Source organism: Glaciimonas sp. OK215 (assembly GCF_057787885.1).
Genome location: NZ_CM173544.1, coordinates 249,031 through 268,793 on the forward strand (window position 1 = coordinate 249,031; position 19,763 = coordinate 268,793).

Sequence of the window (19,763 nt, forward strand, 5' to 3'; positions counted from 1 at the left end):
GAAACCAAGTTTGAATGATTGAGAGAGCAACGTTAATTCAAAAAGCCTCCTCGGTTATTTCATATATAGCTACAAAAATTGCTTTTATTGCACCAACTTTGTTAGGGCGAATGATGAAATTTACTTTATCCAGCCTCTTGATTGCTACGCTATTCCTGACAGGTTGTGCCGCATCTCTACAAAAATCAACAACCGATGCACCAATTAAAACTAGTGCAGAGTCTGCAAAGCTCGTCACGCTGAACGTTACTGGCTCTCAGCTTGCTACTAATTCAGATGACTGGGAACAGCTTAAGGGAGAATGGCGAGGTGCGATGAAGTCAGCTGCAACAGCTGTTGGAGCGAATTTTTCTGCGCAGGAAGGTAAGCCCCAGCCAACTGGGGAAGCAGGGATTTTAGTGGTAGTGAATGTGAATGATTACCGTTATATTTCGGCTGGCACTCGATATGGTTTCGGCGTTTTGACGGGAAATGCCTTTGTTGACTCATCCGTTCAGTTTAGAGACTTAAAGACCGGTGACCTTCTTGGTCAGAGATCGTACAGCACGTCGTCGACTGCATGGGAGGGAGTGTTTTCCGCAATGACGGGAAAACAAATCGAGGCAATTTCCACCGAAATAGTCAGCCAAATACAAACCAGGCCGAACAATTGATAATATTGACAGCCATTATGCGGTCGTCCCTGATTGTTCTTAACGAATAGAGGTTATCCGCCGTCTATGCCACAAATGCATCAGCCTCAATTTCGACAAGGATCTCTGGGGAAATTAGACGACTTACTTCGATCATGCTGGTGGCTGGACGAATGTCACCGAAAAATTCGCCGTGAGCTTTCCCTATTTTTCCCCAGTCAGATATGTCAACCACGTACATTCTTGTTCTCACCACGTCACTCATGGATGCACCAGCTTTCACTAGCGCAGCTTCAATGTTGCGCAAGCATTGAACTGTTTGTGTGTAAGGGTCGTTAATACCGGTGATCTCGCCATTGCCATCAGTTGCTGTTGTACCCGAAACATGGATGTACGGACCGACCTTTACAGCACGCGAATATCCAACGATCGCCTCCCAAGGTGCTCCTGACGCGTAATTTTCTCTTTGCATATTAGGCTTTCGATTTAACTGTTTACTTAAGGGGCACGGCAGCCGCTGCGCGTCCGCCGAGTGGTACTGTTAAACACTGAATTGAACATCGGCTGCGTTGACGGCCACAATCTTCGGCCCAAAGCTCGTGAGGTCAGCGAGCGTTGCATTGTGATGGGTTCGGATCTGATCAGCGCTCGCGTGCGCCTTGTCGTGCGTCGTGTGCGCGTCGGCGGCAATGACCACCTCGTACCCAAGCGCGGCTGCTCGGCGAGTAGTTGTATCGACACAGAATTCGGTAGCGTACCCGCAGACGACGAGTTGCCCTATGCCTAGGGCGGCTAGCATTTCCCCAAGCTCTGTATGAAGGAAGGAGTCTGGTGTGGTTTTGCGAATCTTGTGGTCAGCGGCCTCGACGTGAAGCCTCTGCTCAAGCGCCCAACCGGGCGAGTCGAAGGCAAGGAAGCCGCTTTGCCGCTCGTGTTGAACAAAGATGACCGGCACACCTGCATCTCGGGCACGGGCGGTCATGGCATTGATCCGGTCAACAACCTCGTCGGCTTGATCGGGTCTCGGTTTTTCATCAAACAGCCCGTGCTGAACATCGATGACAACAATTGCGGATTTCATGGTATCCCCCGTGGTGCGTAGGCTGGTAACGGAAAGAGATTAAGTAACCAGGCGGCTTTGATATGGGCTGGGTCGCCCACAGATGTCCCGTGGAATTTTGGATATCAGAAGATTGTAAGCTCAACCGGATGTCTGTGCGGCAACATTTAAGAGGCTGCCTAAGGCAGGAGCAGCGGAGTAGGGGAAATTCGATCCTGCACCCACGAAAAACCAGTATTTGGCGGGGTCAATGTAGCTGCAATGCCTGCGTCCATTGGTTGTTTGGCGTGGGAGAGGAAATTTTCTCAAGCGAGAAAATCTCCCACATTTTTGAAATTTTTAAAGAATTTAAGCAGCTTGCTCAGGGTTATCGCCCTCTTTGTTTTCCAAATGTTCAGTTAGCGCTTCTACACCCTTGTAACCAGCAACGGCAGCTATGGCCTCGGTGAATAAGGATGCATCTGGATCTAACTTTTTAACGCCTTCAACCGCTACCACAGCACCAATTATTTCTTCCAATATGCCCATGATTTACTCCTTAAAAAATATCCAACAATAGAATTTTCACCTGTGCGAAAGAGCACAGTCGATCATGGCATGAGCGTTAGTCGTCATGACCGCGGTGTTCTCCACGATCATGGTCGCGGTGTTCATCGCGGCGGTCTTCCCAGTCATGGCGCTCGTGCCACCGCCGCTCCTGCCAGCGACGTTCACGCCATGGGTATTCTCGTTCTCTCTCTACGTAGACAGGCTGCGGTTCAACATAGACGCGCTCCCGCTGCACATAGACAGGTCGCGGCTGCACATATACAGGCTCCGGTTCAACATAAACCGGTGCTGGAAACAGACCAGGAATACCGAAATTGACACCCACATCTACGTGCGCCATCGCGGGGCTTGCTGCCATCATTAATGCAGCGCTGGCGAGCAGTCCTGCCGCACTGATGAGATATTTTTTCATGATTAATTCTCCTGGGGTGATGATCCCATTGAACGCCGATTCGCCTTGCGTCACTATCCTGTATTGGTAACTACCGTAACGAGACATTTCGTTGTTTGACGCGTCCACGCTTTGGTACGCATGGAAATGAAAAAGACAGGACGTGCCTGTCTTTTTCCTTACAAATTGACTTGATTACTTAGGTGCCGGTGCGTCTTCTTTTGCATCCACTTTGGCTTCGGTAGCTTTCGCTTTCGCTTTGGATTTGGCTTTTACAGCTTTATGGTGAGCCTTCGCTTTCATTTCCTTGGCGTCGCTTTTAGCGTCCGTCACTTTTGCATCTGCTTTTGCATCGGTTTTCGATTCCTTTGCATCGGCTTTGACGTCAGCTTTCATTTCTTTCGCATCGGCTTTGGCAGCCTTGGTGATTGGTGTGGCTGGCGCCGCCGGTGCAGCCGGAGCTGTAGCTTGAGCGAAAACAGAAGTAGCGAACAAGCCAGCGATCAGAGTAGCGAGTAATTTGTTCATTTGTGTGCCTTTACGTTATCTTGATTTACTCAGGTGATTCCTGAGGACTTGAGCCAAAAACGGCTCGCGTAAGAGTTACGTTGACCACTATTACAACCCGTTACAATTCGATCTCCATGTGAGCCAGGGGCACGATCAGCCAGTAGCACCGGAAAATTTCTGGTTTGAGTTTCGGCACGTTGTTACGACACAAAACTCAAGAAGATGGTGGGTTTCTATTTGGCTGTAATGTCCGTATTCACCAGGCGTTTGGCATCCAGCGGCGAGGGTGGAGATCAATTACTTATCTACCGCCGCAGTCCAATCCCCCGACTTCCCGCCATGTTTTTCCAGCACCCGCACATCCGTCATCACCATCCCTCTGTCCACCGCCTTGCACATATCGTAAATTAGTTTGTGCGGCGGTTCGTGAAACGGCTCGAAACCGTTGCTATGATTGGGTTTCCGTCGAATTTTGCATGTTGATGTCAGGAGCAATATATCGCTAGACTAATCAATTCTGCCTCACTGAGTGGGACAAAAAATGGACAGGATTTTTGCCCTGTCCTGCGCGCAGCATAGGGGTAATTTTATTTCCGAGCAAGGAATATTAGGTTCATTATCGCCTGTGCTGGTGGTAAGGGCGGAAGCATGAATTAGGTGGAATTTTGATTAGCTTGTACGAGGGTATCTCCTATGGACCGCGGGACTTTCCCCGTGGCTGGGGGCGCGCCTTTGTTGCGCACTTCCGTGTCACCAGAAGTGTTAGATGCTCTTGTCCTTCGACTTAATTCGATAAGCATGCTCAACCTCGCCATACGTAAAAGAAATGGACTTCACCGGATACAAGCTGCAGTGGGCGACATTTGCGGCTTCAAGATCAAACAGGGCAAGATTGAATCCCGGACCAAGCTGGCTCTTATAGACAAGACCGTCGAACCCTTTCTTCTTGAAGAATTCAGAGATGACTTGCGTTGGAACGTATTCAGCGGTCGATAGATCAGAATTTACAGGTGTAGAAAATGTTCTATCAACATGCTCCCATATGTGCTGTTCTCGCTCAATTGGCGAAGGTTCACTGAAGAAGAAATTAGCGTTGCTGTCGTGCCCTTGTGAAAAATCAATCAATGTAAGTTCTCGGATTGTGCGTAGCTGACAGACTGATACTTTGCTTCCGATCCATGGCCGAACCTCGGCCATCGCGGTTTCTTTGTCTGTAGCTACGTAAAGGCAAGGAATTCCCTTGGGATTGGCTCGGCCTTCGTGTGCGGCATGTTGTAGTGGCTTCATTCGCTCCGGCGGATATGCTACCGATTCGTCCCAAACTACGTCATCTTGGATTCGCTCTTCGGCTGCGCATCCAAGCTGAGCGCGCCACACGTACTTACCCTCACTAATGAGACGGTGACGCTGTTTGCTCGTTTCGAGCAGCGTGCTAAGAAATGTGAGGACGTTTTTTTCATGTATAAAGCGCGCTTTCCTTTTGACCGAGTTCGAGAACTTGTCGAAGTCCAACCAAGACTTGAACTCTCTAGGCATAGTCAACTCAATAGCGAAAAAAAAGCTTCATTGCGCCAAGCACGCCAAGCAATAAAATAATTCCAAAAATAGCTAAGAATAACTTTCCCCCAAGACCTAATGGTTCGTACCCTTGAATAATTTCAGGCCGAGACTTGCCACTACCAGTATTGTTAGAAGTTGTATTTGATGGTGGAGTCAAACGACCATCGCGTTCTATAGCGGCGAATATTGAAGCTAACGCAGGCGCTGTTTTTAGAATTTCCTGTCCATCTTCCGCTGATTGTTTGGCTATGTGATCCAACCCTTGAAAGAATGCTTCGCTTCTGTTGGTTATGCAAATATCGTTGCCGTCCATCGCAAATAGACCTACTTCAATGAGAGCATCAATACCTTCCTTGATTTTATTTCTTTCATCGGCCGGATATTGATTGATGATATTGCGTAGGGGGTGTTTTCCCGTCTTTAGGGAAACCATCGGTAGATAGATAATATAAAAAAGGGATTGCGTCCATATTTGGTTTTCTGTGAGCTGATAGTTCATGTCAATTTCTGTCAAATGAAGTGGACGGCAATTTGCAGGGGGGGCTGCTGCGTGATACATACCATTGAGAACCGGCGCGTAGTAATGCTTGCTCCTCAATGGATGCAGCGATTCGAGTTGTTCCTCTCCCTAGTATCTCTCTGAAACCTTGCAAGAACAGTTCTCTCGCTCAGCTTACCACGAAGCAACATAGCGTTTTGCATCAACCTGTCCAGTCGAATTGAATAACATTTGGAGGGAAAAAGCTCGACAGGCTGCTTGTAGCCAAATGGGCAGGTCAAACCTGGCAAGCTTGCCTTCCGACTATGATTGCAATGCAAGCGCTCAGGAGATGCGCGTTGACAGTCTCGTTCCGGTCGATTTGAGCCATTCACTATCCGGCGAGATTCAGACCAATACACCTGAAGATTGGTGTAATGAAATTTTTATTGTCTCAAGCACGGGGGTCTCTAATTAACTGAGAGGTGCTTTTCCCCATAGCCGGGGGGAGGTGGTCGGGTTCTGTACTTGCAAACATAACTGTATGAATTAGTGCCGACTCAGCGATGACCTAGATTGTCAAGACCAAACCGTCCTTGATTGGCTGGATTCGGCCTATTCCGGACCGTGACGCATCGACACCCCACCGGATGCCTCAGCCTAAAAGGTACGGTCGGCATCACTTCATAAGTGGTGGCAACACGTCAGGCACTTTGAAGTTGCAGCTGTGCATCTCACGGGTTATTTTGTACTGCTCATCAAGCGTGAAGCAGCATTCAAGGGAATCACGCAAGTTCTTTTCTTTGCTTAAATTCCAGCCCTTGAGATACCAATGCAGGGCAAAGACGGCCAAGCCCGTAATGAAAATGTATTCCAAATCCATAAAATGTTTCCCTTAGTGCTTGCGTTGTTGATGACTGGATAGTGTACCCGCCAGAAACGCAGCGGCGGCGGCAACAACGGAAGCGCCAGCCCGGTTAAGTTGGGAGTCGGTGATCCAAGGTTCTGAACGCTCATACGAAAACTGGGCAAGCACAAGACTTAGAAGCGCTACTGTAAGTGAGGAAATGCTTCATGTCCAGATTGCAAACATATCTGCCCATCAATCCCCCAATGTACTAGGCTCCAAAGTTGTAACTTGTGACCTAATAGCAACACAGTGCCATAGATTGGCTCAAAAGATACTTTTCCCTATTTACGAGCTAGGTCATAATGGGAGTGTTATCTTTTGACCTAAAGGGAGTCTTGTATGAGCCACATTGCGTACTACCGAGTATCTACCACTGACCAAAGCATTGTTGCTCAGCGTGCTGCACTGTCTCAGGGATGCAGGTTTGATAGGGAGTTCGAAGACGTGGGCATAAGTGGTGCTGTGCTTGCCGCTGACAGACCCGGCTTCCGTGCGCTGCTCGAATACATTCGTGAGGGAGATGTTCTGCACGTCTATGCCGTGGATCGTCTAGGCCGGGATGCACTGGATGTTCAGAGTACCATCCGTGCCTTGATAACCAAGGGTGTCACAGTAGACATTCGCGGCTTGGGAGCAATAGCCAAGGGGGTCGGAGAATTGATTATTGCCGTGCTTGCTCAGGTGGCAGACATGGAGCGTCAGCGCATCGCCGAACGCACAGCCAATGGCCGGGAAGTGGCAAGGGCAGCGCTTGCCGCCACTGGGAAGACGCACCGGGGCAAGGATAGCCTCGGGAGGCCACCCAAGGCCGATGCCGCTGCTGTCCGGACATGGCGTACTGAGCACCGGGCCAGCATCCGTGACACCGCCGAACACTTTAACCTATCCCATTCCACCGTGAAACGATACACAGTGGCTGCGGCTTGAGCACAGGCTCGTGCAGCCGGGTCTCAAAGGGTACGCAGCGCGCGCATGCCCTTGCCCTTCCGAAAGTCTTTGAGGCCCACTAAATCGGTCTGTATTCTCATCTGAACAGCCGTGAAGCCCGCCCCTGTGAAGCGCATGCCCAGCGTCATCCTTCGAAGCGCATCCTCCCGAGAAGTCCCATTCCCCGAAGTTCTGCGTGTTCCGTCCCGGCTGCATCAGCGGCCCTGCATGGGACTATTTAGCGGCAACCTGTGCCAGTTGTACCCATCCGCGCATGAGCCGCCTATGGCTCCGCTGCTTCCTCCTGGCGGCATCGAAAGGTATTAATTATGTGAGCATTTCATTAGAGCCACATACAATGGAGAGACAGTACCTCTGCGTCTCTCAATGGAAAGGCAGAACAGTACAGTAATCTCCCGTGCAAGCCAGTGCACTCGCAGGCCCGCAGTTCCGCAACATCCAGAGTCAACCATCCGCAGCATCTAGCAGTACCGCGCAACTCCCACCCGTAATACCCAGCACCAAGCAGCACCGCCCGATAGCGCTAGCTATGGCAATCCCGCGCGCAATTGCGCATGAACCAATCTAACCAAGGAGAACAGCGATGGATTATCGCTTCCTATCAAACCGTTTCTACGAGATGCGGGAACACCAAATACGCATGCACGGTCGTGAATTGAATAGCACTGACCACAAGGTTTCCAAGATCGTACTCGACGCTGCCTTAAAGGCTATCCAGAACGTACAAGGCGGCAGCGGTAAGACCAAAGTGCAGGCCGTGCCACTCAGCACAGGACTAGGCAAGTCTTCATCGGCTTATGCCTTGATTGCCGCGTTCGCTCTGAATGACATTAATTTCTCCGCAACGTACTGCGTGCCTACGATTAAGATGGCTATAGAAGCACAGGATGGCATCGAGATGCTTACCGGCAAAGACAGCACAGTGCTATGGAGTTCGCTACACAAGCACAAGGGTGTAGATCGTGGTCGCGCGTTCGACGAACTGGGATTCATCCCTACACGCCTCGTGGATAAGGCCACCCTTGGAGCACGACGCATTCTGATTGTGACGCACAAACATTTGGAGTGTGAATTGGAGACAGGGAAGTCTGAGGGCGTTCTGCACTTCTTCGGCCGACCGCGCAGCATCGTATTCATTGACGAGCACCCCGACCTCGTGACGCAATTGAATGTTACGCCGGGGGCTGTGCAGGGCTTCCACGATCAATTATTGAAGCACGATCCGAAGCACGCATGGCTCCCAGTCTTAACCGCTGCTGCGTGCGTGATGTCCCGTATTACCGACAGCCAGGGCCAGCGTTATGTCCCTGCTGCATTGATCCCGGAAGAAGTCGCGCATACCTTCGATGATGATGCCGGGCTATTATTGTGGGACATGACTGACCCGGTGACCTCCAATGCAGCTAGGCACGTTGAACTGAAAAAGTTACAGAATGTTGTCGACTTCCTTCGCGCAGCATCGCAGGGTCGTGTGTTCTACTCTCGCTTTGATTGCCAATTCGTTGCGTACAATTTGCACCTCGGTACGGACTATCCCGGCTTCGTTCTGCTGGATGCCACGAGCGAGTTAGCGGGGCTAGTGACGCTGAATCCGGACGTAATCTCCGTACCAGTTCTGAATGTGAACCATGAACGTCTAAGCGTCTTCAGCATGGACATGCCGAAGAAGTTCAATAGGCCCGGGGACTTTCTTAAGATAGCGACTACAAGCCGGGAGTACGGGCAGTACATCAGAGAGTCCGTGCTTGCCAACACCAAAGCTGGAGACGATGTGCTTGTCGTTGTGCATAAAGATGTGCTAACGCTGGAACTTATCGGTGCGCCGCCAGAAGACCCAGCGGACCCGGTGGACTGGGAAGGCCGCAAGGTGAATACCCAGAACTGGGGTGCTGGCGTAGGCTCCAACAAGTTCAGAGAAAAGACTCATGTATTCATGTTCGGCGAATTCTATCTGCCCCGCACGGCTACGATTGCCCAGACTCACGGATGGTCACAGCGGTCTCTCAGCGTTGAGGGACTAAAGTCCGCTGAAGGGCATAGGCGCTTCAGCGACACGTACGCGCCTGCAGGACTGTACAGGCAGGTGCATGATGGGAACGTTCTACGGTGGGTTAAGCAACTCGCCATGCGTGGCACCGCGAGGAGTGTGGACGGAGAGGGCAAGTGCCATGCCATGAAACTGTTTCTGACGATGGAGCCACGCATGCTTGTGCCGAGCATGGCCCTATTGTTCCCTCAAGCACCGATGCCAGTACCCGCTGTACTGCCAGCTTGCTTAACTGCCGAGCCGGTAGAAGGCAGGAAGGCACTTGTGAATCTAGCGATGATGAGCAAGCGCATGTACATAAGCGCGGAAGATATTCAGGGCATTACGGGAATTCCAACCCGCAAGCTGAGCCACAATTACGCCGCGCTTGAAGACACACTGAAGCCGTTAGGATGGTCGCTGAAGACTGCCGACCAGTTGGGCAAAGCTGGCAGGATGAAGTACCTAGTTCACGACGAACGATTCATGCAGTCGCTTCTGCTCGCCGCTTAAGGAAATGCACTTGCAGCGGTATGTTACCCGTAGGGCAACGTCGGCATCAGTGGCAGATAAATAACACCTGCCGCGAGAGACCCGCGTGTTAGGAGAACCCGTTCTTCTATAACAGAGGTCTTTCGGCGGGCATGGCATAGGCTATCGAAGAAGCATCTACATTGTGTTTTCTATCGGACCTGCCAGCGCCAAAACGCGGACAAGCAGCACCCAGCCGCAACAGCAAGGCCCGCATGCCCGATATGGCCAAGCACCAGTCCAGCAGGACGCGCCAAATCGACGCAGGAGCCACGAGCTTGTCCTCGGGTATTCGATGTGCCTCCAGCATTTGTGAATGCCCCTGTGCCTTCCTATGCAGCCGCAGGCATAGCACGGGCAGTAAAAGCGGCCGCCTACATCAGCGCGCGAACACGACCGCTATCTGTCTCTTTTCAATGCCCTTTACTGAGTGTGCGTTTAGCCCAGCTTCTTTGCTAGAGCTTCCGGGTTTGGGTGGTAATAGCGCTTGAGCATTTGTATCGTTTGATGCCCTGTGACCGCTGCTAACTCAATCACATTCGGCAACTTCTCTGCCAAGCGACTGGTAGCAGTGTGACGTAAATCGTGAAAATGCAGGCCGGTAATATTTGCACGTGCGCAGGCTTTACGGAATGCGTTCTCCATCACCATCTCTGAAAGTGGAATTACTCGCACGTCGGAGGTGCGGGGTAAGCCTACGATGACCGCTACCGCTTTCTTGGAAAGGGGCACTGTTCTACCTGTTCCATTCTTGGTCATCGGTAAAAATGCGGTTTGACTTTGGATGTTAACGTTTTCCCAGCGTAACGTAAGTAGCTCTCCACGCCGCATAGCTGTTTCCAGCGCCAACATCACTAGCGGAGCCATCCACGGGCTGCGCCGTCCAATAGGTCGCAGTTCATCCAAAAGCTTTGCCTCTTCGTCAGCGATCAATAGGCGGCTTCTTCCACGTGGTGCCGGAGGCTTACGAACCAACGCACAAGGATTTGCAATGGCGAGGCTCCATTCCTTCCGAGCATGCGTGATGATGCTAGAAAGAATGCATAACTCTCGAATGATTGTGCCAGCGGATACGGTCTTAAGACGCTCGTCCCGGTAACTTGCGATAACCGAAGGGGTTAGCATTGCCATGCTGTATGCGGCCATCTTCTGACGCTGCATAAAGCGGATGCCTTCAGCTTCTCGCTTGGCCCCGCGCTTTGACGGCGTGACCTCTTGCATGTAGCGCTGAAGCACATCGGTGAGCAAAAAATCCTTCGATTGGCCAAGGCTCTGGTGCGCTCCCTTATCCATTGAGGACTCAATGCTTCTGGCCCACATTTGTGCTTCTGCTTTGGTGGGAAATGAGTTTACTTCCTCAGGAAATCCCTTACGTCTTACTCGGGCTTGCCATACGCCCGACCGTTGTCTAATTGATGCCATACGCTCCCCATTGGGACAAGCGTGGGACAAGAATTGATTTTAGCTAAAAAATGCTCCAGGAAATGGGCAGGGCATTGGACTAATAGAAGCGTTCAAAAGAGATTGATCGAAGAAATATTATCCATGCGAATCAATTACTTATCTATCGCCGCCGTCCAATCCCCCGACTTCCCGCCATGCTTTTCCAGCACCCGCACATCCGTCATCACCATCCCTCTGTCCACCGCCTTGCACATATCGTAAATCGTCAGCAAGCCGACCTGTACGGCGGTCAGTGCTTCCATTTCAACGCCGGTCTTACCGACCGTTTCGGCCTGCGCGGTGCAGCTGATGCTGGAATGCGCGGCGTCAATCGCAAAATCGACCTTGACCCTTGTCAATGCCAGCGGATGACACAGCGGGATCAGGTCGCTGGTGCGTTTGGTGGCCATGATGGCGGCGATGCGCGCAATGCCGAGGACGTCGCCTTTTTTTGCGCTGCCGGACGCAATCAGCGCTAAAGTTTCGGGCTTCATGCGGATGGTGCCGCTGGCGACGGCGATGCGGTGCGTGTCCTGTTTGGCGCCGACGTCGACCATGTGCGCCTGGCCGGTCTGGTCGAAGTGGGTCAGAGGGGATGCTGTGGGGGTTTTGTTGGTCATGGCTGCGCTTATCGAATTAGGGGAGGCTACTTTGAGTTGACGATGACCTTCGATCAAAGAGGGTTTTCGCTGTTCTGTGGCGACCCGCTCGGGCTGCCGGCAAGGGAACAATCGTCGTCTGTTAGTATCATAGCATCGTGTTTTTGCATCCTCTCCCCCCTTTTTTTAACCTTTGCGAAATTTGCATTTTTACGCCATGCATAGCCCATTGCTCCTACTACCGCGCTTACGGCGAGTATTGCTTGCCGCGCTGCTATCCGCTTGCGGCGGCGTGCCGGCGGCATTGGCTCCCGCGCTTGCAGCGGCCCAGAATTTGCCGGTACTGGGCGATGCCGACCGCGGCTCGTTGTCGCCGTTGATGGAGCGCAAGCTGGGTGAGGAAGTCATGCGTGATATTCGTCGCGATCGCGATTACATGAACGATGGACCGCTGCTGGAATATCTGAGTAATTTTGGCGGTACGCTGGTGTCGGCGCGACCGGCTGTGCGCGGTGAAGCAAATTTCGATTTTTTCTTTTTTGCGGTACGTGACCCGGTATTGAATGCCTTTGCATTGCCGGGCGGCTTCATCGGTGTGCATTCCGGTTTGTTGTTGGCGGCGCAGAGCGAGTCCGAATTGGCTTCTGTGCTGGCGCATGAAATCGGGCACGTCACCCAGCGCCATATTGCGCGCATGTTGGGTCAGCAAAAGAACGATTCTATGCTGGCGCTGGCGGCGATGCTGTTGGGCGCGCTGGCAACGCGTGGTAGCGCCGATGCCGGCGCTGCGATCATGATGGGCGGGACTGGTTTTGCGATGCAGCGGCAACTCAGTTTCAGTCGTGACGCCGAGCGTGAAGCGGATCGGGTTGGCCTGGCGATTTTGGGTGAAGGCGGTTTTGACACTTCCGGCATGGTGGCGTTTTTCGGTCGTATGCAATCGGCTGCGCGCAATTATTCCGATGCGGTGCCGCCGTATCTGTTGACCCATCCTTTAACCACTGAACGGATCGCCGATATCGAGGCGCGGATACGCGACCAACGTTACCGGCAACGCGCCGATAGTCTGGATTTTCAGCTGATCCGCGCGCGCGTGCGGGTGTTGCAGGATAGTTCCGAAAAAGGCTTGCGCGATGCACGGTTGCTCTTTGAGAATCAACTCCGACAAAATATCAAGCAGCAAACAGTCGCTGCCAAATACGGCATGGCTTTTATCGCGCTGAAACAGGGGGCATACGATCAGGCCGAACGTCTGTTGGCAGAGGCGAGTGCGGCGGCGGCACCGGCCAGGCCGAATCTGGTGTTGAGCGACCTCGGCATCGAGCTCAAGTTGGCATCGAATCAGTCGGCGGAGGCGCTGAAATTGACAACCGCCGCACTCGATCAGTTCCCGCTGTCACGCAGCATGGCACACCAATACGCCAACGCCTTGATCGCCAACAGGCAACTGGACCAAGCCACCAGTAATCTGCGCGAACAAGCGCAGATGTACCGGCAGGACGCCGACGTACAGGATTTACTCGCCAAGGCTTATGCGGCGCAAGGTAAACAAGCGCTACAGCACATGGCGCTGGCAGAATCGTATGCACTGACCGGCAGCTTGCCTGCCGCCATTATTCAGCTGGATATCGCGCGCAAGGCACCGGATGCACAGTTCTACGATCAGGCCGTGATCGATGCGCGCGAGCGTGAGTTGAAGGAGCGCTGGAAAGATGAGCAGGCGGAAGCGAAACAGCGTTGAAAAGCGCAAGATGATGTCGTTTATTTTTTCCGTTATGCGATCCGGTTATTTTTCCAGCGACTCTTAAGACTGTCGCGGACGTTGCTCAAAGTTGAATCTGGCGGGCAGGCCGGCCAGCGTGGTTCGCTCCACTGCGAGCGTGTTCTCCTGATATTGCCAAGTCAGCGTATCCAGATCTGTCGGTGACGCCAGCCATTCCAGCAGGCGCTCATCGGTGACGGCTTCACCGTTCATGCGCAAGCTGCTCATCCATTCCGCGATGTCGCGGTCATCGAGCGCGGCCAGCTTGTTGCCGGCGACAAATAACGGTTGTCCTTGTTCCGTCAACAGGACGCTATCGATCGCGCTTAATGCTTCGCCGGTCTGTAACACCATGCCCAGCAACGGATCGGTGTGGGCAATATACGGCGTCAGTGCCAGGTCGACATACACGCACTGCGGGCCGTTCTGAAAATAGCCGCGGCCTTGTTCGTCAACGCTGTAGTTACGGTTGATGAAGGCGCGCAAAGCGGTGTGCATGATCTTGTCGCCCGGCAGATCATGCAGTTGGGTCTGTTCATCGCGCATGCGCCACGCGCCACGGGCGTCCAGCGCGAGCCAGCCGAAGCAGGCTGGCACATTGGGCCATTTGCTCATTGCCTTTTTGACGATTTCATCCATGCTGATTCAGTCCTTGATTAGCTCTCTATGTATTGTGGATCGTTGCGTGTCCGGTTTGCTGGTGCGCCGTTCGAAGCCGCCAACAGAAACTGCACCATACGTTGCGGCAGCCAGTCGACGCGGCCTGGCGGCGGGCCGACCGGGAAGCCTACGTGGCCGCCTTGCGCCGGATATTCCAGCGTGACGCTTGCGGCGGCGCTGCGGGGTAAATGGCGGGGTGGCAGAAAGGGGTCGTTCCTGGCATTGAGTACCAGTGTCGGCACCACGATGTCGTTCAAGACGTGTTTCGCGCTGGCCCGATCCCAGTAATCTTCGGTGTTGCGATAACCATGCAGGGGCGCGGTGACGACATTGTCGAAGGCATGCAAATCGCGCGCATTGAGCATCTGCTCGCGATCGAACAGGCGTGGGAATTGCGCCAGTTTATCGAGCGATTTGGTTTTCATGGTACGCAGGAAAACCCGCGTGTAGATCATGTTGATGCCGTGCGACAAGGCCATGCCGCCGCCTGCCAGATCAAGCGGCGCCGAAATGGCGCAGGCAGCATCGACGATGCCGGCTTGTTGTTGCGATTCGCCGAGCCAGCACAATAAGGCATTGGCGCCGAGTGAGACGCCGGTAGCGTACAGTTTGCTGAATTGTTTTTGCACACGGGAGGCCGCCAGCCGCCGCAAAATCCAGTCCACTTCAAGCGTGTCACCAGAGTGATAAAAGCGTGGCGCCAGATTGATTTCACCGGAGCAACCGCGGAAATGCGGGGCTGCCCCGGACCAGCCGAGGGATGCCGCAAGTGCCATCAATGCCCGGCAGTAATGGCTGTCGGATGAACCCTCCAGCCCGTGAAACAGCACCACCATCGGCTTTCCCGGCTGGCCGTCGACGAAGTCGATATCGATGAAATCCCCATCCGGGGTATTCCAGCGCTCGCGTCTATAAGCGACTGTGGGTTTGCTGATGCAAGTCGGTGGATAAATGGTTTGCAGATGACCGCCCGGTAGCCATAGCGGGGCGGTGTAAATGCTGGTAAGGGCGGAGGCCATGCTGATGCTGCCGGTTAAATTGCGTTTATGCTACTGGCGCAGCTACGGCTCTATCGTACTGCTGATCGCCCCCCAATGGCCACTTAAATTGTCGGACTTGCGCAACAATTAAACAGGCGAATGATTTGATGAGTATATTCAGTGCAGCAGGTTTGCCGCCAGGATATCTTCCGGTGCTTGTCCTGGTGCAACTGAGGCGTGATGCAACACGATGCGCCAGCCGCGCGGCGTTTTCATGTACACGTTGCTGGTCAGGATATGCATCTCCTGTCCCTGATCGCCGCTACGATTGACGTCTTCGATCAGGTTGTGAATGCTGGTCGACATATTGTGCGAGACGTGCACCTGCCGTGTCCGGATATGCACGCCACCGCGCTCGAACAGGGTTTCAAATGCGCTCCGGATCGCAGCGTGTCCGACCAGTCGCGGTGTGCCCGGATGGACGCAGACGATCTCTTCGTCATCTCCCCATAACGCCATCATGGCCTCAATGTCGGCGCGGCTAAGCGCATCGTAGAAAGCGGTTTCGGTGTCATCGGCTGAGCCGTGCAGTATTTTTGCGCGTGGCATGCTTACTCCTGTTTGCAACAAAAGCCAGATTCTGAAAAACGAAAAGGGAGCACTGCCCCCTTTATGCAATCAGGTCAGAGTCCGATCAGTGTCCCTTGATGACGGCGCCCGGCTTCATGCGATATTGCGTACCGCAATACGGACATTTGGCGCTGCCGGTCTTGGTCATGTCCAGAAACACCCGTGGATGTGAAGACCATATCGGCATCAGCGGGTTGGGGCAATGCGCTGGCAAGTCTTTGCCATCGAGTTCGACTACTGCTTGCGGGCTTGTTACTGTACTCATTTGATTCTCCGGATTGCTAACTGCTCAATTGTGATGGGCTTGCGCAAAAAAGAGATGGGTTTTCCACTTCCCCGATTTTCTACGCAAGCAGGGTGTTGTTGTATGTTGTGCCGGGTGGATTTAAACCATCGTCAGCCATTCCCGATGTTTGGACGATTTGCCGGCGACCACATCGAAAAACATGGTTTGGATTTGTTCTGTGATCGGGCCGCGTTTGCCTTCGCCGATGGTGCGGTTGTCGAGTTCGCGGATCGGTGTGATTTCGGCAGCGGTGCCGGTAAAGAAGGCTTCGTCGCTGCAATAGACTTCATCGCGGGTAATGCGTTTTTCGATGACTTCGATACCGCTGTCATGTGCCAGGGTCAACACGGCGTCGCGGGTGATGCCGTCCAGACAGGAGGCGAGGTCGGGTGTATAGAGTTTGCCGTTCTTGACGATAAAGACGTTTTCGCCTGAACCTTCCGATACGTAGCCGTCGGTATCCAGCAGCAAGGCCTCGTCGTAGCCGTCGGTCAGCGCTTCCTGATTGGCCAGGATCGAGTTGATGTAATAGCCGCTGGCTTTGGCGCGCACCAGTGAAACATTGACGTGATGCCGGCTGAATGATGAGGTCTTAACGCGGATGCCCTTGGCCAGACCGTCTTCGCCCAGATACGCGCCCCATGGCCAGGCTGCGATGGCGACGTGGATGGTGTTGCCCTTGGCGGCGATGCCGAGTTTTTCCGATCCGATCCAGACCAGCGGTCGCATGTAGCAGGAATCCAACTGGTTCTCGCGGACAACCTGGATTTGCGCATCGATCAGGGTTTGCAGGTCGTACGGGACGTTCATCTGGAAAATCTTGGCCGAGTTCAGCAGGCGCTGGGTATGTTCCTTCAGGCGGAAAATCGCTGTTCCTTGCGCGGTTTTGTAGGCACGTACACCTTCAAAGACTGCCATGCCGTAATGCAGCGAGTGCGTTAGCACATGAATATTGGCTTCACGCCAGTCTATCAGTTGGCCATCTTTCCAAATTTTCCCGTCGCGGTCTGCCATGGACATAGTGAAATCTCCGGTAATTCAGTTATTTAGGGATGCTGAAGTCGCATTCCCCAACGACAATCAACAGCATTAATCCGACATTTTAACGGATTCAGAACGCCTGAACTCTGTAGAATGATAGTTTCAGCAGGGCATTATTGTTAGTGATAAGAGTTGCCGAAATAATATTTTTCCCTTTCATGGGTTGGGGCCGCTCATCTCACTTCGTGTATCCCCTGCGCGCCCTTGATCCCACCCGGAATAGCATGAATCAGCAGCAAGACAGCAAACCGGTCACATCGCAGCGCGACAGTACCGATCGCGCTGAGGCCGACACGGTGCGCGCGAATGTGCGTGCAGATGTCGCGGTAAGCGCGTATCAAGCACAAAAACTCGCCTATCGGAATGCATTACGCCTGGTTTCCCCATCGCTGGCCGGCATTGCCGCCTGGGGCGCGGTAACCGGGATGGCAATGGTGAAGTCCGGGCTCACGCTGTGGCATGCACTCGGCATGACATTGCTGGTATATGCCGGTTCGGCGCAGTTGGTTGTATTGCCGTTGATCGCTGCACAAGTGCCGATGCTGGTGATTTTTTTGACGGCGACCGTCGTGAACTTGCGCTTCCTGATATTTGGTGCGGCGATTGGACCGCATTTTGCGCATTTGCCGTGGCATCGTCGTCTTTGGCATGGCTATCTGAATACCGACCTGGCGATGGCGTACTTTCCGCAGCGCTATCCGCTGCAGAGTAATGCGCCTGTGGAAGAGAAGATGGCCTTCTTTTCCGGTATCAGCCAGGCCAGTTGGCTATCCTGGCAGGTCGGCACCATCGTCGGCATTGTACTGGCAGGCTATATTCCGGCTAGCTGGGGTATCGGTTTTGCGGGTACGCTGGCGCTGCTGACCGTGTTGGTGCCAATGACGATCAACAAGGCTGCACTGGTCGGTGTCGCGGTGTCCGGGTCGGTTGCCGTGCTGGCATTTGGTTTGCCGTATCGACTTGGTCTGTTGTTGGGCGTAGTGCTGGGAATGATTGCGGCGGTGCTGGTCGACAGTTGGATCGAAAAGCGACAGGCGCAAAATAAATCAGGCATTTCAGACATTCAGGACCGGACATGAGCGAACTCGACATCTGGATAGCCATCGCTTGTTTGACGCTGGCCACCATCGTCACGCGCTGTCCGTTCTTCTTGCTTGGGCATGCTGTCAAATTGCCGCCAAAGGTACAACACGCATTACGTTTTGCCCCGGCTGCAGCGCTGGCGGCTATCGTGATACCGGATTTGGTGCTGGCGAACGGCGCCCTGAGCCTGAGTATGGACAATCTAAAACTGCTGGCCGGAATTGGCGCGGTGGTTTTCTTCTTGTGGACACGGCGTATGCTGACGACATTGATACTTGGCATGGGACTATTTACCGTACTGCGGCTGACTATGTAGTTTGCTGCGGCTATGCGCTACTGCATTGTGTTGCCACTTGGCAAGACTAGCCAAAACGGTGTTTTGATAGGGACGAGTGGGGTAAAATAGCGCCTTTTCCTCCCACACATCTGCCTGATCGACATGAAATTCAATCGACTGAGCGACTTGATCGCGCAACACCAACTGCAAGGCAAGCGCGTATTTATCCGCGCCGACTTGAATGTGCCACAAAATAATGACGGCAGTATTTCCGAAGATACCCGCATCCGCGCCTCGATACCGGCGATCCGCCAGGCGCTGGATGGCGGCGCTGCGGTCATGGTCACGTCTCATTTGGGGCGTCCGACCGAAGGCGATTTCCAGCCGGCGGACACGCTGGCACCGATTGCCGCCCGTTTGTCAGAGCTGTTAGGTCAGCCGGTCGAATTGCGGCAGAACTGGCTTGATGGCGTCGAGGTGGCATCCGGTCAGGTGGTATTGCTGGAAAATTGCCGCGTCAACAAAGGTGAGAAAAAGAATGACGACGGTTTGGCGCAAAAGATGGCCAAGCTATGCGACATCTATGTCAACGATGCGTTTGGCACCTCCCACCGGGCTGAAGCCACCACCCACGGCATCGCCAAGTTTGCGCCGGTCGCCTGTGCCGGACCGTTGCTGGCAGCCGAACTGGATGCGTTGGGCAAGGCACTGAATCAGCCGGCCCGCCCCTTGGTGGCGATTGTTGCCGGCTCCAAGGTGTCGAGCAAACTGACGATACTCAAGGCATTGGCCGACAAGGTTGATAATCTGATCGTCGGCGGCGGTATTGCGAATACGTTTTTGCTGGCAGCTGGCTTTAAAATCGGCAAGTCGCTGGCGGAAGTCGATCTGGTAGGCGAAGCCAGGGCCATCATCGATATGATGGCCGAGCGCGGCGCCTCGGTGCCGATTCCGGTTGATGTGGTGTGTTCCAAAGAATTTTCGGCGGCGGCGACGGCGACTGTGAAAGATGTCAAAGACGTTGAAGACGACGACATGATTCTGGATATCGGTCCTAAAACCGCAGCGATACTGGCTGCGCAAATTGCGCAGGCAGGCACCGTGGTGTGGAACGGCCCGGTCGGCGTGTTTGAGTTCGATCAGTTCGGCGAAGGTACCAAGGTGCTGGCGCTGGCAATTGCGCACTCGAAAGCATTCTCGATTGCCGGCGGTGGCGACACGCTGGCGGCGATTGCCAAATACCGGATTGCCGACAAGATTGGTTATATCTCGACCGGCGGCGGCGCTTTCCTGGAATTTTTGGAAGGCAAGGCATTGCCGGCAGTCGAGATCCTGCAGCAACGCGCGGGCTAAGGACAAACGGGGCGGTGACCGTCGCTGCCGCGTTTTCTCAGGCCACTGGACATT

The 19,763-nt window shown here is 53.6% G+C and carries 22 protein-coding genes and 1 pseudogene; 7 read left to right on the plus strand and 16 right to left on the minus strand.

What is annotated here, in order from left to right; translation table 11 throughout:
• The first annotated feature begins 14 nt into the window (after window positions 1-14).
• The gene (locus tag AC3CHX_RS01170) at window positions 15-653 is read left to right on the plus strand and encodes a hypothetical protein (RefSeq protein ID WP_488631681.1); all 639 of its coding nucleotides are present in this window, start codon (window positions 15-17) and stop codon (window positions 651-653) included.
• A 64-nt stretch (window positions 654-717) separates the two neighbouring features.
• Here the strand turns inward: AC3CHX_RS01170 and AC3CHX_RS01175 are convergent, their stop codons facing one another.
• The 9 genes and pseudogenes from AC3CHX_RS01175 to AC3CHX_RS01215 form a co-directional block, all read right to left on the minus strand.
• Window positions 718-1,104 (minus strand): RidA family protein, encoded by a 387-nt coding sequence (locus tag AC3CHX_RS01175; protein WP_488631682.1) that lies wholly within the window; start codon window positions 1,102-1,104, stop codon window positions 718-720.
• A gap of 69 nt (window positions 1,105-1,173) precedes the next feature.
• Complete coding sequence (locus AC3CHX_RS01180) at window positions 1,174-1,713, minus strand: cysteine hydrolase family protein (RefSeq protein WP_488631683.1); 540 nt, start codon at window positions 1,711-1,713, stop codon at window positions 1,174-1,176.
• A gap of 327 nt (window positions 1,714-2,040) precedes the next feature.
• Window positions 2,041-2,220 carry a hypothetical protein gene (locus AC3CHX_RS01185; RefSeq protein WP_488631684.1) on the minus strand — a complete coding sequence of 60 codons (180 nt, stop codon included), beginning with the start codon at window positions 2,218-2,220 and terminating at the stop codon, window positions 2,041-2,043.
• A gap of 76 nt (window positions 2,221-2,296) precedes the next feature.
• Entirely contained in the window at window positions 2,297-2,653 is a 357-nt protein-coding gene (locus tag AC3CHX_RS01190) for a PXPV repeat protein (protein ID WP_488631685.1), read from the minus strand.
• A gap of 174 nt (window positions 2,654-2,827) precedes the next feature.
• Entirely contained in the window at window positions 2,828-3,160 is a 333-nt protein-coding gene (locus AC3CHX_RS01195; protein ID WP_488631686.1) for a hypothetical protein, read from the minus strand.
• Between the two features lie 279 nt (window positions 3,161-3,439).
• Window positions 3,440-3,550: pseudogene (locus AC3CHX_RS01200) on the minus strand (cyclic pyranopterin monophosphate synthase MoaC); the annotation flags it as partial.
• A gap of 354 nt (window positions 3,551-3,904) precedes the next feature.
• Window positions 3,905-4,678, minus strand: coding sequence for an RES family NAD+ phosphorylase (locus AC3CHX_RS01205; RefSeq protein ID WP_488631687.1), 774 nt, complete (start codon window positions 4,676-4,678; stop codon window positions 3,905-3,907).
• Window positions 4,679-4,685: 7 nt separating this feature from the next.
• Window positions 4,686-5,201 (minus strand): hypothetical protein, encoded by a 516-nt coding sequence (locus AC3CHX_RS01210; RefSeq protein ID WP_488631688.1) that lies wholly within the window; start codon window positions 5,199-5,201, stop codon window positions 4,686-4,688.
• A gap of 658 nt (window positions 5,202-5,859) precedes the next feature.
• Window positions 5,860-6,063 carry a hypothetical protein gene (locus tag AC3CHX_RS01215; RefSeq protein ID WP_488631689.1) on the minus strand — a complete coding sequence of 68 codons (204 nt, stop codon included), beginning with the start codon at window positions 6,061-6,063 and terminating at the stop codon, window positions 5,860-5,862.
• 366 nt (window positions 6,064-6,429) lie between these two features.
• Here AC3CHX_RS01215 and AC3CHX_RS01220 point away from each other — a divergent pair, with 366 nt between their 5' ends.
• Both AC3CHX_RS01220 and AC3CHX_RS01225 read left to right on the plus strand, forming a co-directional pair.
• Window positions 6,430-7,017, plus strand: coding sequence for a recombinase family protein (locus AC3CHX_RS01220; protein ID WP_488631690.1), 588 nt, complete (start codon window positions 6,430-6,432; stop codon window positions 7,015-7,017).
• A gap of 604 nt (window positions 7,018-7,621) precedes the next feature.
• Window positions 7,622-9,577 (plus strand): hypothetical protein, encoded by a 1,956-nt coding sequence (locus AC3CHX_RS01225; RefSeq protein ID WP_488631691.1) that lies wholly within the window; start codon window positions 7,622-7,624, stop codon window positions 9,575-9,577.
• Between the two features lie 456 nt (window positions 9,578-10,033).
• On the opposite strand, the gene AC3CHX_RS01230 is transcribed toward AC3CHX_RS01225, so the two are convergent.
• Both AC3CHX_RS01230 and moaC read right to left on the minus strand, forming a co-directional pair.
• Window positions 10,034-10,915 carry a site-specific integrase gene (locus AC3CHX_RS01230; protein ID WP_488631692.1) on the minus strand — a complete coding sequence of 294 codons (882 nt, stop codon included), beginning with the start codon at window positions 10,913-10,915 and terminating at the stop codon, window positions 10,034-10,036.
• Window positions 10,916-11,151: 236 nt separating this feature from the next.
• A complete protein-coding gene (gene moaC, locus AC3CHX_RS01235) occupies window positions 11,152-11,658 on the minus strand; it encodes a cyclic pyranopterin monophosphate synthase MoaC (RefSeq protein WP_488631693.1) in 507 nt (168 codons plus the stop codon).
• 196 nt (window positions 11,659-11,854) lie between these two features.
• Between moaC and AC3CHX_RS01240 the strand changes: the two genes are divergently transcribed.
• The gene (locus AC3CHX_RS01240; protein WP_488631694.1) at window positions 11,855-13,378 is read left to right on the plus strand and encodes a beta-barrel assembly-enhancing protease; all 1,524 of its coding nucleotides are present in this window, start codon (window positions 11,855-11,857) and stop codon (window positions 13,376-13,378) included.
• A 63-nt stretch (window positions 13,379-13,441) separates the two neighbouring features.
• Here AC3CHX_RS01240 and AC3CHX_RS01245 read toward each other — a convergent pair whose 3' ends face one another.
• From AC3CHX_RS01245 to AC3CHX_RS01265, 5 genes are all read right to left on the minus strand, one after another.
• Entirely contained in the window at window positions 13,442-14,038 is a 597-nt protein-coding gene (locus AC3CHX_RS01245; protein ID WP_488631695.1) for a DUF2946 family protein, read from the minus strand.
• Between the two features lie 17 nt (window positions 14,039-14,055).
• Window positions 14,056-15,078 (minus strand): YheT family hydrolase, encoded by a 1,023-nt coding sequence (locus AC3CHX_RS01250; RefSeq protein WP_488631696.1) that lies wholly within the window; start codon window positions 15,076-15,078, stop codon window positions 14,056-14,058.
• 138 nt (window positions 15,079-15,216) lie between these two features.
• Complete coding sequence (locus AC3CHX_RS01255; protein WP_488631697.1) at window positions 15,217-15,648, minus strand: YybH family protein; 432 nt, start codon at window positions 15,646-15,648, stop codon at window positions 15,217-15,219.
• Window positions 15,649-15,733: 85 nt separating this feature from the next.
• Window positions 15,734-15,934 (minus strand): zinc-finger domain-containing protein, encoded by a 201-nt coding sequence (locus AC3CHX_RS01260; RefSeq protein WP_488631698.1) that lies wholly within the window; start codon window positions 15,932-15,934, stop codon window positions 15,734-15,736.
• Window positions 15,935-16,054: 120 nt separating this feature from the next.
• Window positions 16,055-16,975: a branched-chain amino acid transaminase gene (locus AC3CHX_RS01265; protein ID WP_488631699.1), complete on the minus strand. Its 921-nt coding sequence runs from the start codon at window positions 16,973-16,975 to the stop codon at window positions 16,055-16,057.
• A gap of 245 nt (window positions 16,976-17,220) precedes the next feature.
• On the opposite strand from AC3CHX_RS01265, the gene AC3CHX_RS01270 reads away from it, so the two are divergent.
• The 3 genes from AC3CHX_RS01270 to AC3CHX_RS01280 all read left to right on the plus strand — a co-directional run bounded on the left by AC3CHX_RS01270 (window position 17,221) and on the right by AC3CHX_RS01280 (window position 19,709).
• Window positions 17,221-18,075 carry an AzlC family ABC transporter permease gene (locus AC3CHX_RS01270; protein ID WP_488631700.1) on the plus strand — a complete coding sequence of 285 codons (855 nt, stop codon included), beginning with the start codon at window positions 17,221-17,223 and terminating at the stop codon, window positions 18,073-18,075.
• Entirely contained in the window at window positions 18,072-18,395 is a 324-nt protein-coding gene (locus AC3CHX_RS01275; protein ID WP_488631701.1) for an AzlD domain-containing protein, read from the plus strand. The genes AC3CHX_RS01270 and AC3CHX_RS01275 overlap by 4 nt, the downstream gene beginning before the upstream one ends.
• Before the next feature lie 123 nt (window positions 18,396-18,518).
• The gene (locus tag AC3CHX_RS01280; protein ID WP_488631702.1) at window positions 18,519-19,709 is read left to right on the plus strand and encodes a phosphoglycerate kinase; all 1,191 of its coding nucleotides are present in this window, start codon (window positions 18,519-18,521) and stop codon (window positions 19,707-19,709) included.
• Window positions 19,710-19,763: the final 54 nt, after the last annotated feature.

Excerpts from the sequence above, each read along its gene's own strand:
- AC3CHX_RS01225 (WP_488631691.1), top strand. The coding sequence starts at position 7,622 with ATGGATTATCGCTTCCTATCAAACCGTTTCTACGAGATGCGGGAACAC.
- AC3CHX_RS01240 (WP_488631694.1), top strand. The coding sequence starts at position 11,855 with ATGCATAGCCCATTGCTCCTACTACCGCGCTTACGGCGAGTATTGCTT.
- AC3CHX_RS01255 (WP_488631697.1), bottom strand. The coding sequence starts at position 15,648 with ATGCCACGCGCAAAAATACTGCACGGCTCAGCCGATGACACCGAAACC.
- AC3CHX_RS01185 (WP_488631684.1), bottom strand. The coding sequence starts at position 2,220 with ATGGGCATATTGGAAGAAATAATTGGTGCTGTGGTAGCGGTTGAAGGC.
- AC3CHX_RS01270 (WP_488631700.1), top strand. The coding sequence starts at position 17,221 with ATGAATCAGCAGCAAGACAGCAAACCGGTCACATCGCAGCGCGACAGT.
- AC3CHX_RS01190 (WP_488631685.1), bottom strand. The coding sequence starts at position 2,653 with ATGAAAAAATATCTCATCAGTGCGGCAGGACTGCTCGCCAGCGCTGCA.
- AC3CHX_RS01205 (WP_488631687.1), bottom strand. The coding sequence starts at position 4,678 with ATGCCTAGAGAGTTCAAGTCTTGGTTGGACTTCGACAAGTTCTCGAAC.
- AC3CHX_RS01180 (WP_488631683.1), bottom strand. The coding sequence starts at position 1,713 with ATGAAATCCGCAATTGTTGTCATCGATGTTCAGCACGGGCTGTTTGAT.
- AC3CHX_RS01230 (WP_488631692.1), bottom strand. The coding sequence starts at position 10,915 with ATGTGGGCCAGAAGCATTGAGTCCTCAATGGATAAGGGAGCGCACCAG.
- AC3CHX_RS01265 (WP_488631699.1), bottom strand. The coding sequence starts at position 16,975 with ATGTCCATGGCAGACCGCGACGGGAAAATTTGGAAAGATGGCCAACTG.
- AC3CHX_RS01245 (WP_488631695.1), bottom strand. The coding sequence starts at position 14,038 with ATGGATGAAATCGTCAAAAAGGCAATGAGCAAATGGCCCAATGTGCCA.
- AC3CHX_RS01210 (WP_488631688.1), bottom strand. The coding sequence starts at position 5,201 with ATGAACTATCAGCTCACAGAAAACCAAATATGGACGCAATCCCTTTTT.
- AC3CHX_RS01220 (WP_488631690.1), top strand. The coding sequence starts at position 6,430 with ATGAGCCACATTGCGTACTACCGAGTATCTACCACTGACCAAAGCATT.
- AC3CHX_RS01250 (WP_488631696.1), bottom strand. The coding sequence starts at position 15,078 with ATGGCCTCCGCCCTTACCAGCATTTACACCGCCCCGCTATGGCTACCG.
- AC3CHX_RS01260 (WP_488631698.1), bottom strand. The coding sequence starts at position 15,934 with ATGAGTACAGTAACAAGCCCGCAAGCAGTAGTCGAACTCGATGGCAAA.
- AC3CHX_RS01170 (WP_488631681.1), top strand. The coding sequence starts at position 15 with ATGATTGAGAGAGCAACGTTAATTCAAAAAGCCTCCTCGGTTATTTCA.
- AC3CHX_RS01215 (WP_488631689.1), bottom strand. The coding sequence starts at position 6,063 with ATGGATTTGGAATACATTTTCATTACGGGCTTGGCCGTCTTTGCCCTG.
- AC3CHX_RS01280 (WP_488631702.1), top strand. The coding sequence starts at position 18,519 with ATGAAATTCAATCGACTGAGCGACTTGATCGCGCAACACCAACTGCAA.
- AC3CHX_RS01275 (WP_488631701.1), top strand. The coding sequence starts at position 18,072 with ATGAGCGAACTCGACATCTGGATAGCCATCGCTTGTTTGACGCTGGCC.
- moaC (WP_488631693.1), bottom strand. The coding sequence starts at position 11,658 with ATGACCAACAAAACCCCCACAGCATCCCCTCTGACCCACTTCGACCAG.
- AC3CHX_RS01175 (WP_488631682.1), bottom strand. The coding sequence starts at position 1,104 with ATGCAAAGAGAAAATTACGCGTCAGGAGCACCTTGGGAGGCGATCGTT.
- AC3CHX_RS01195 (WP_488631686.1), bottom strand. The coding sequence starts at position 3,160 with ATGAACAAATTACTCGCTACTCTGATCGCTGGCTTGTTCGCTACTTCT.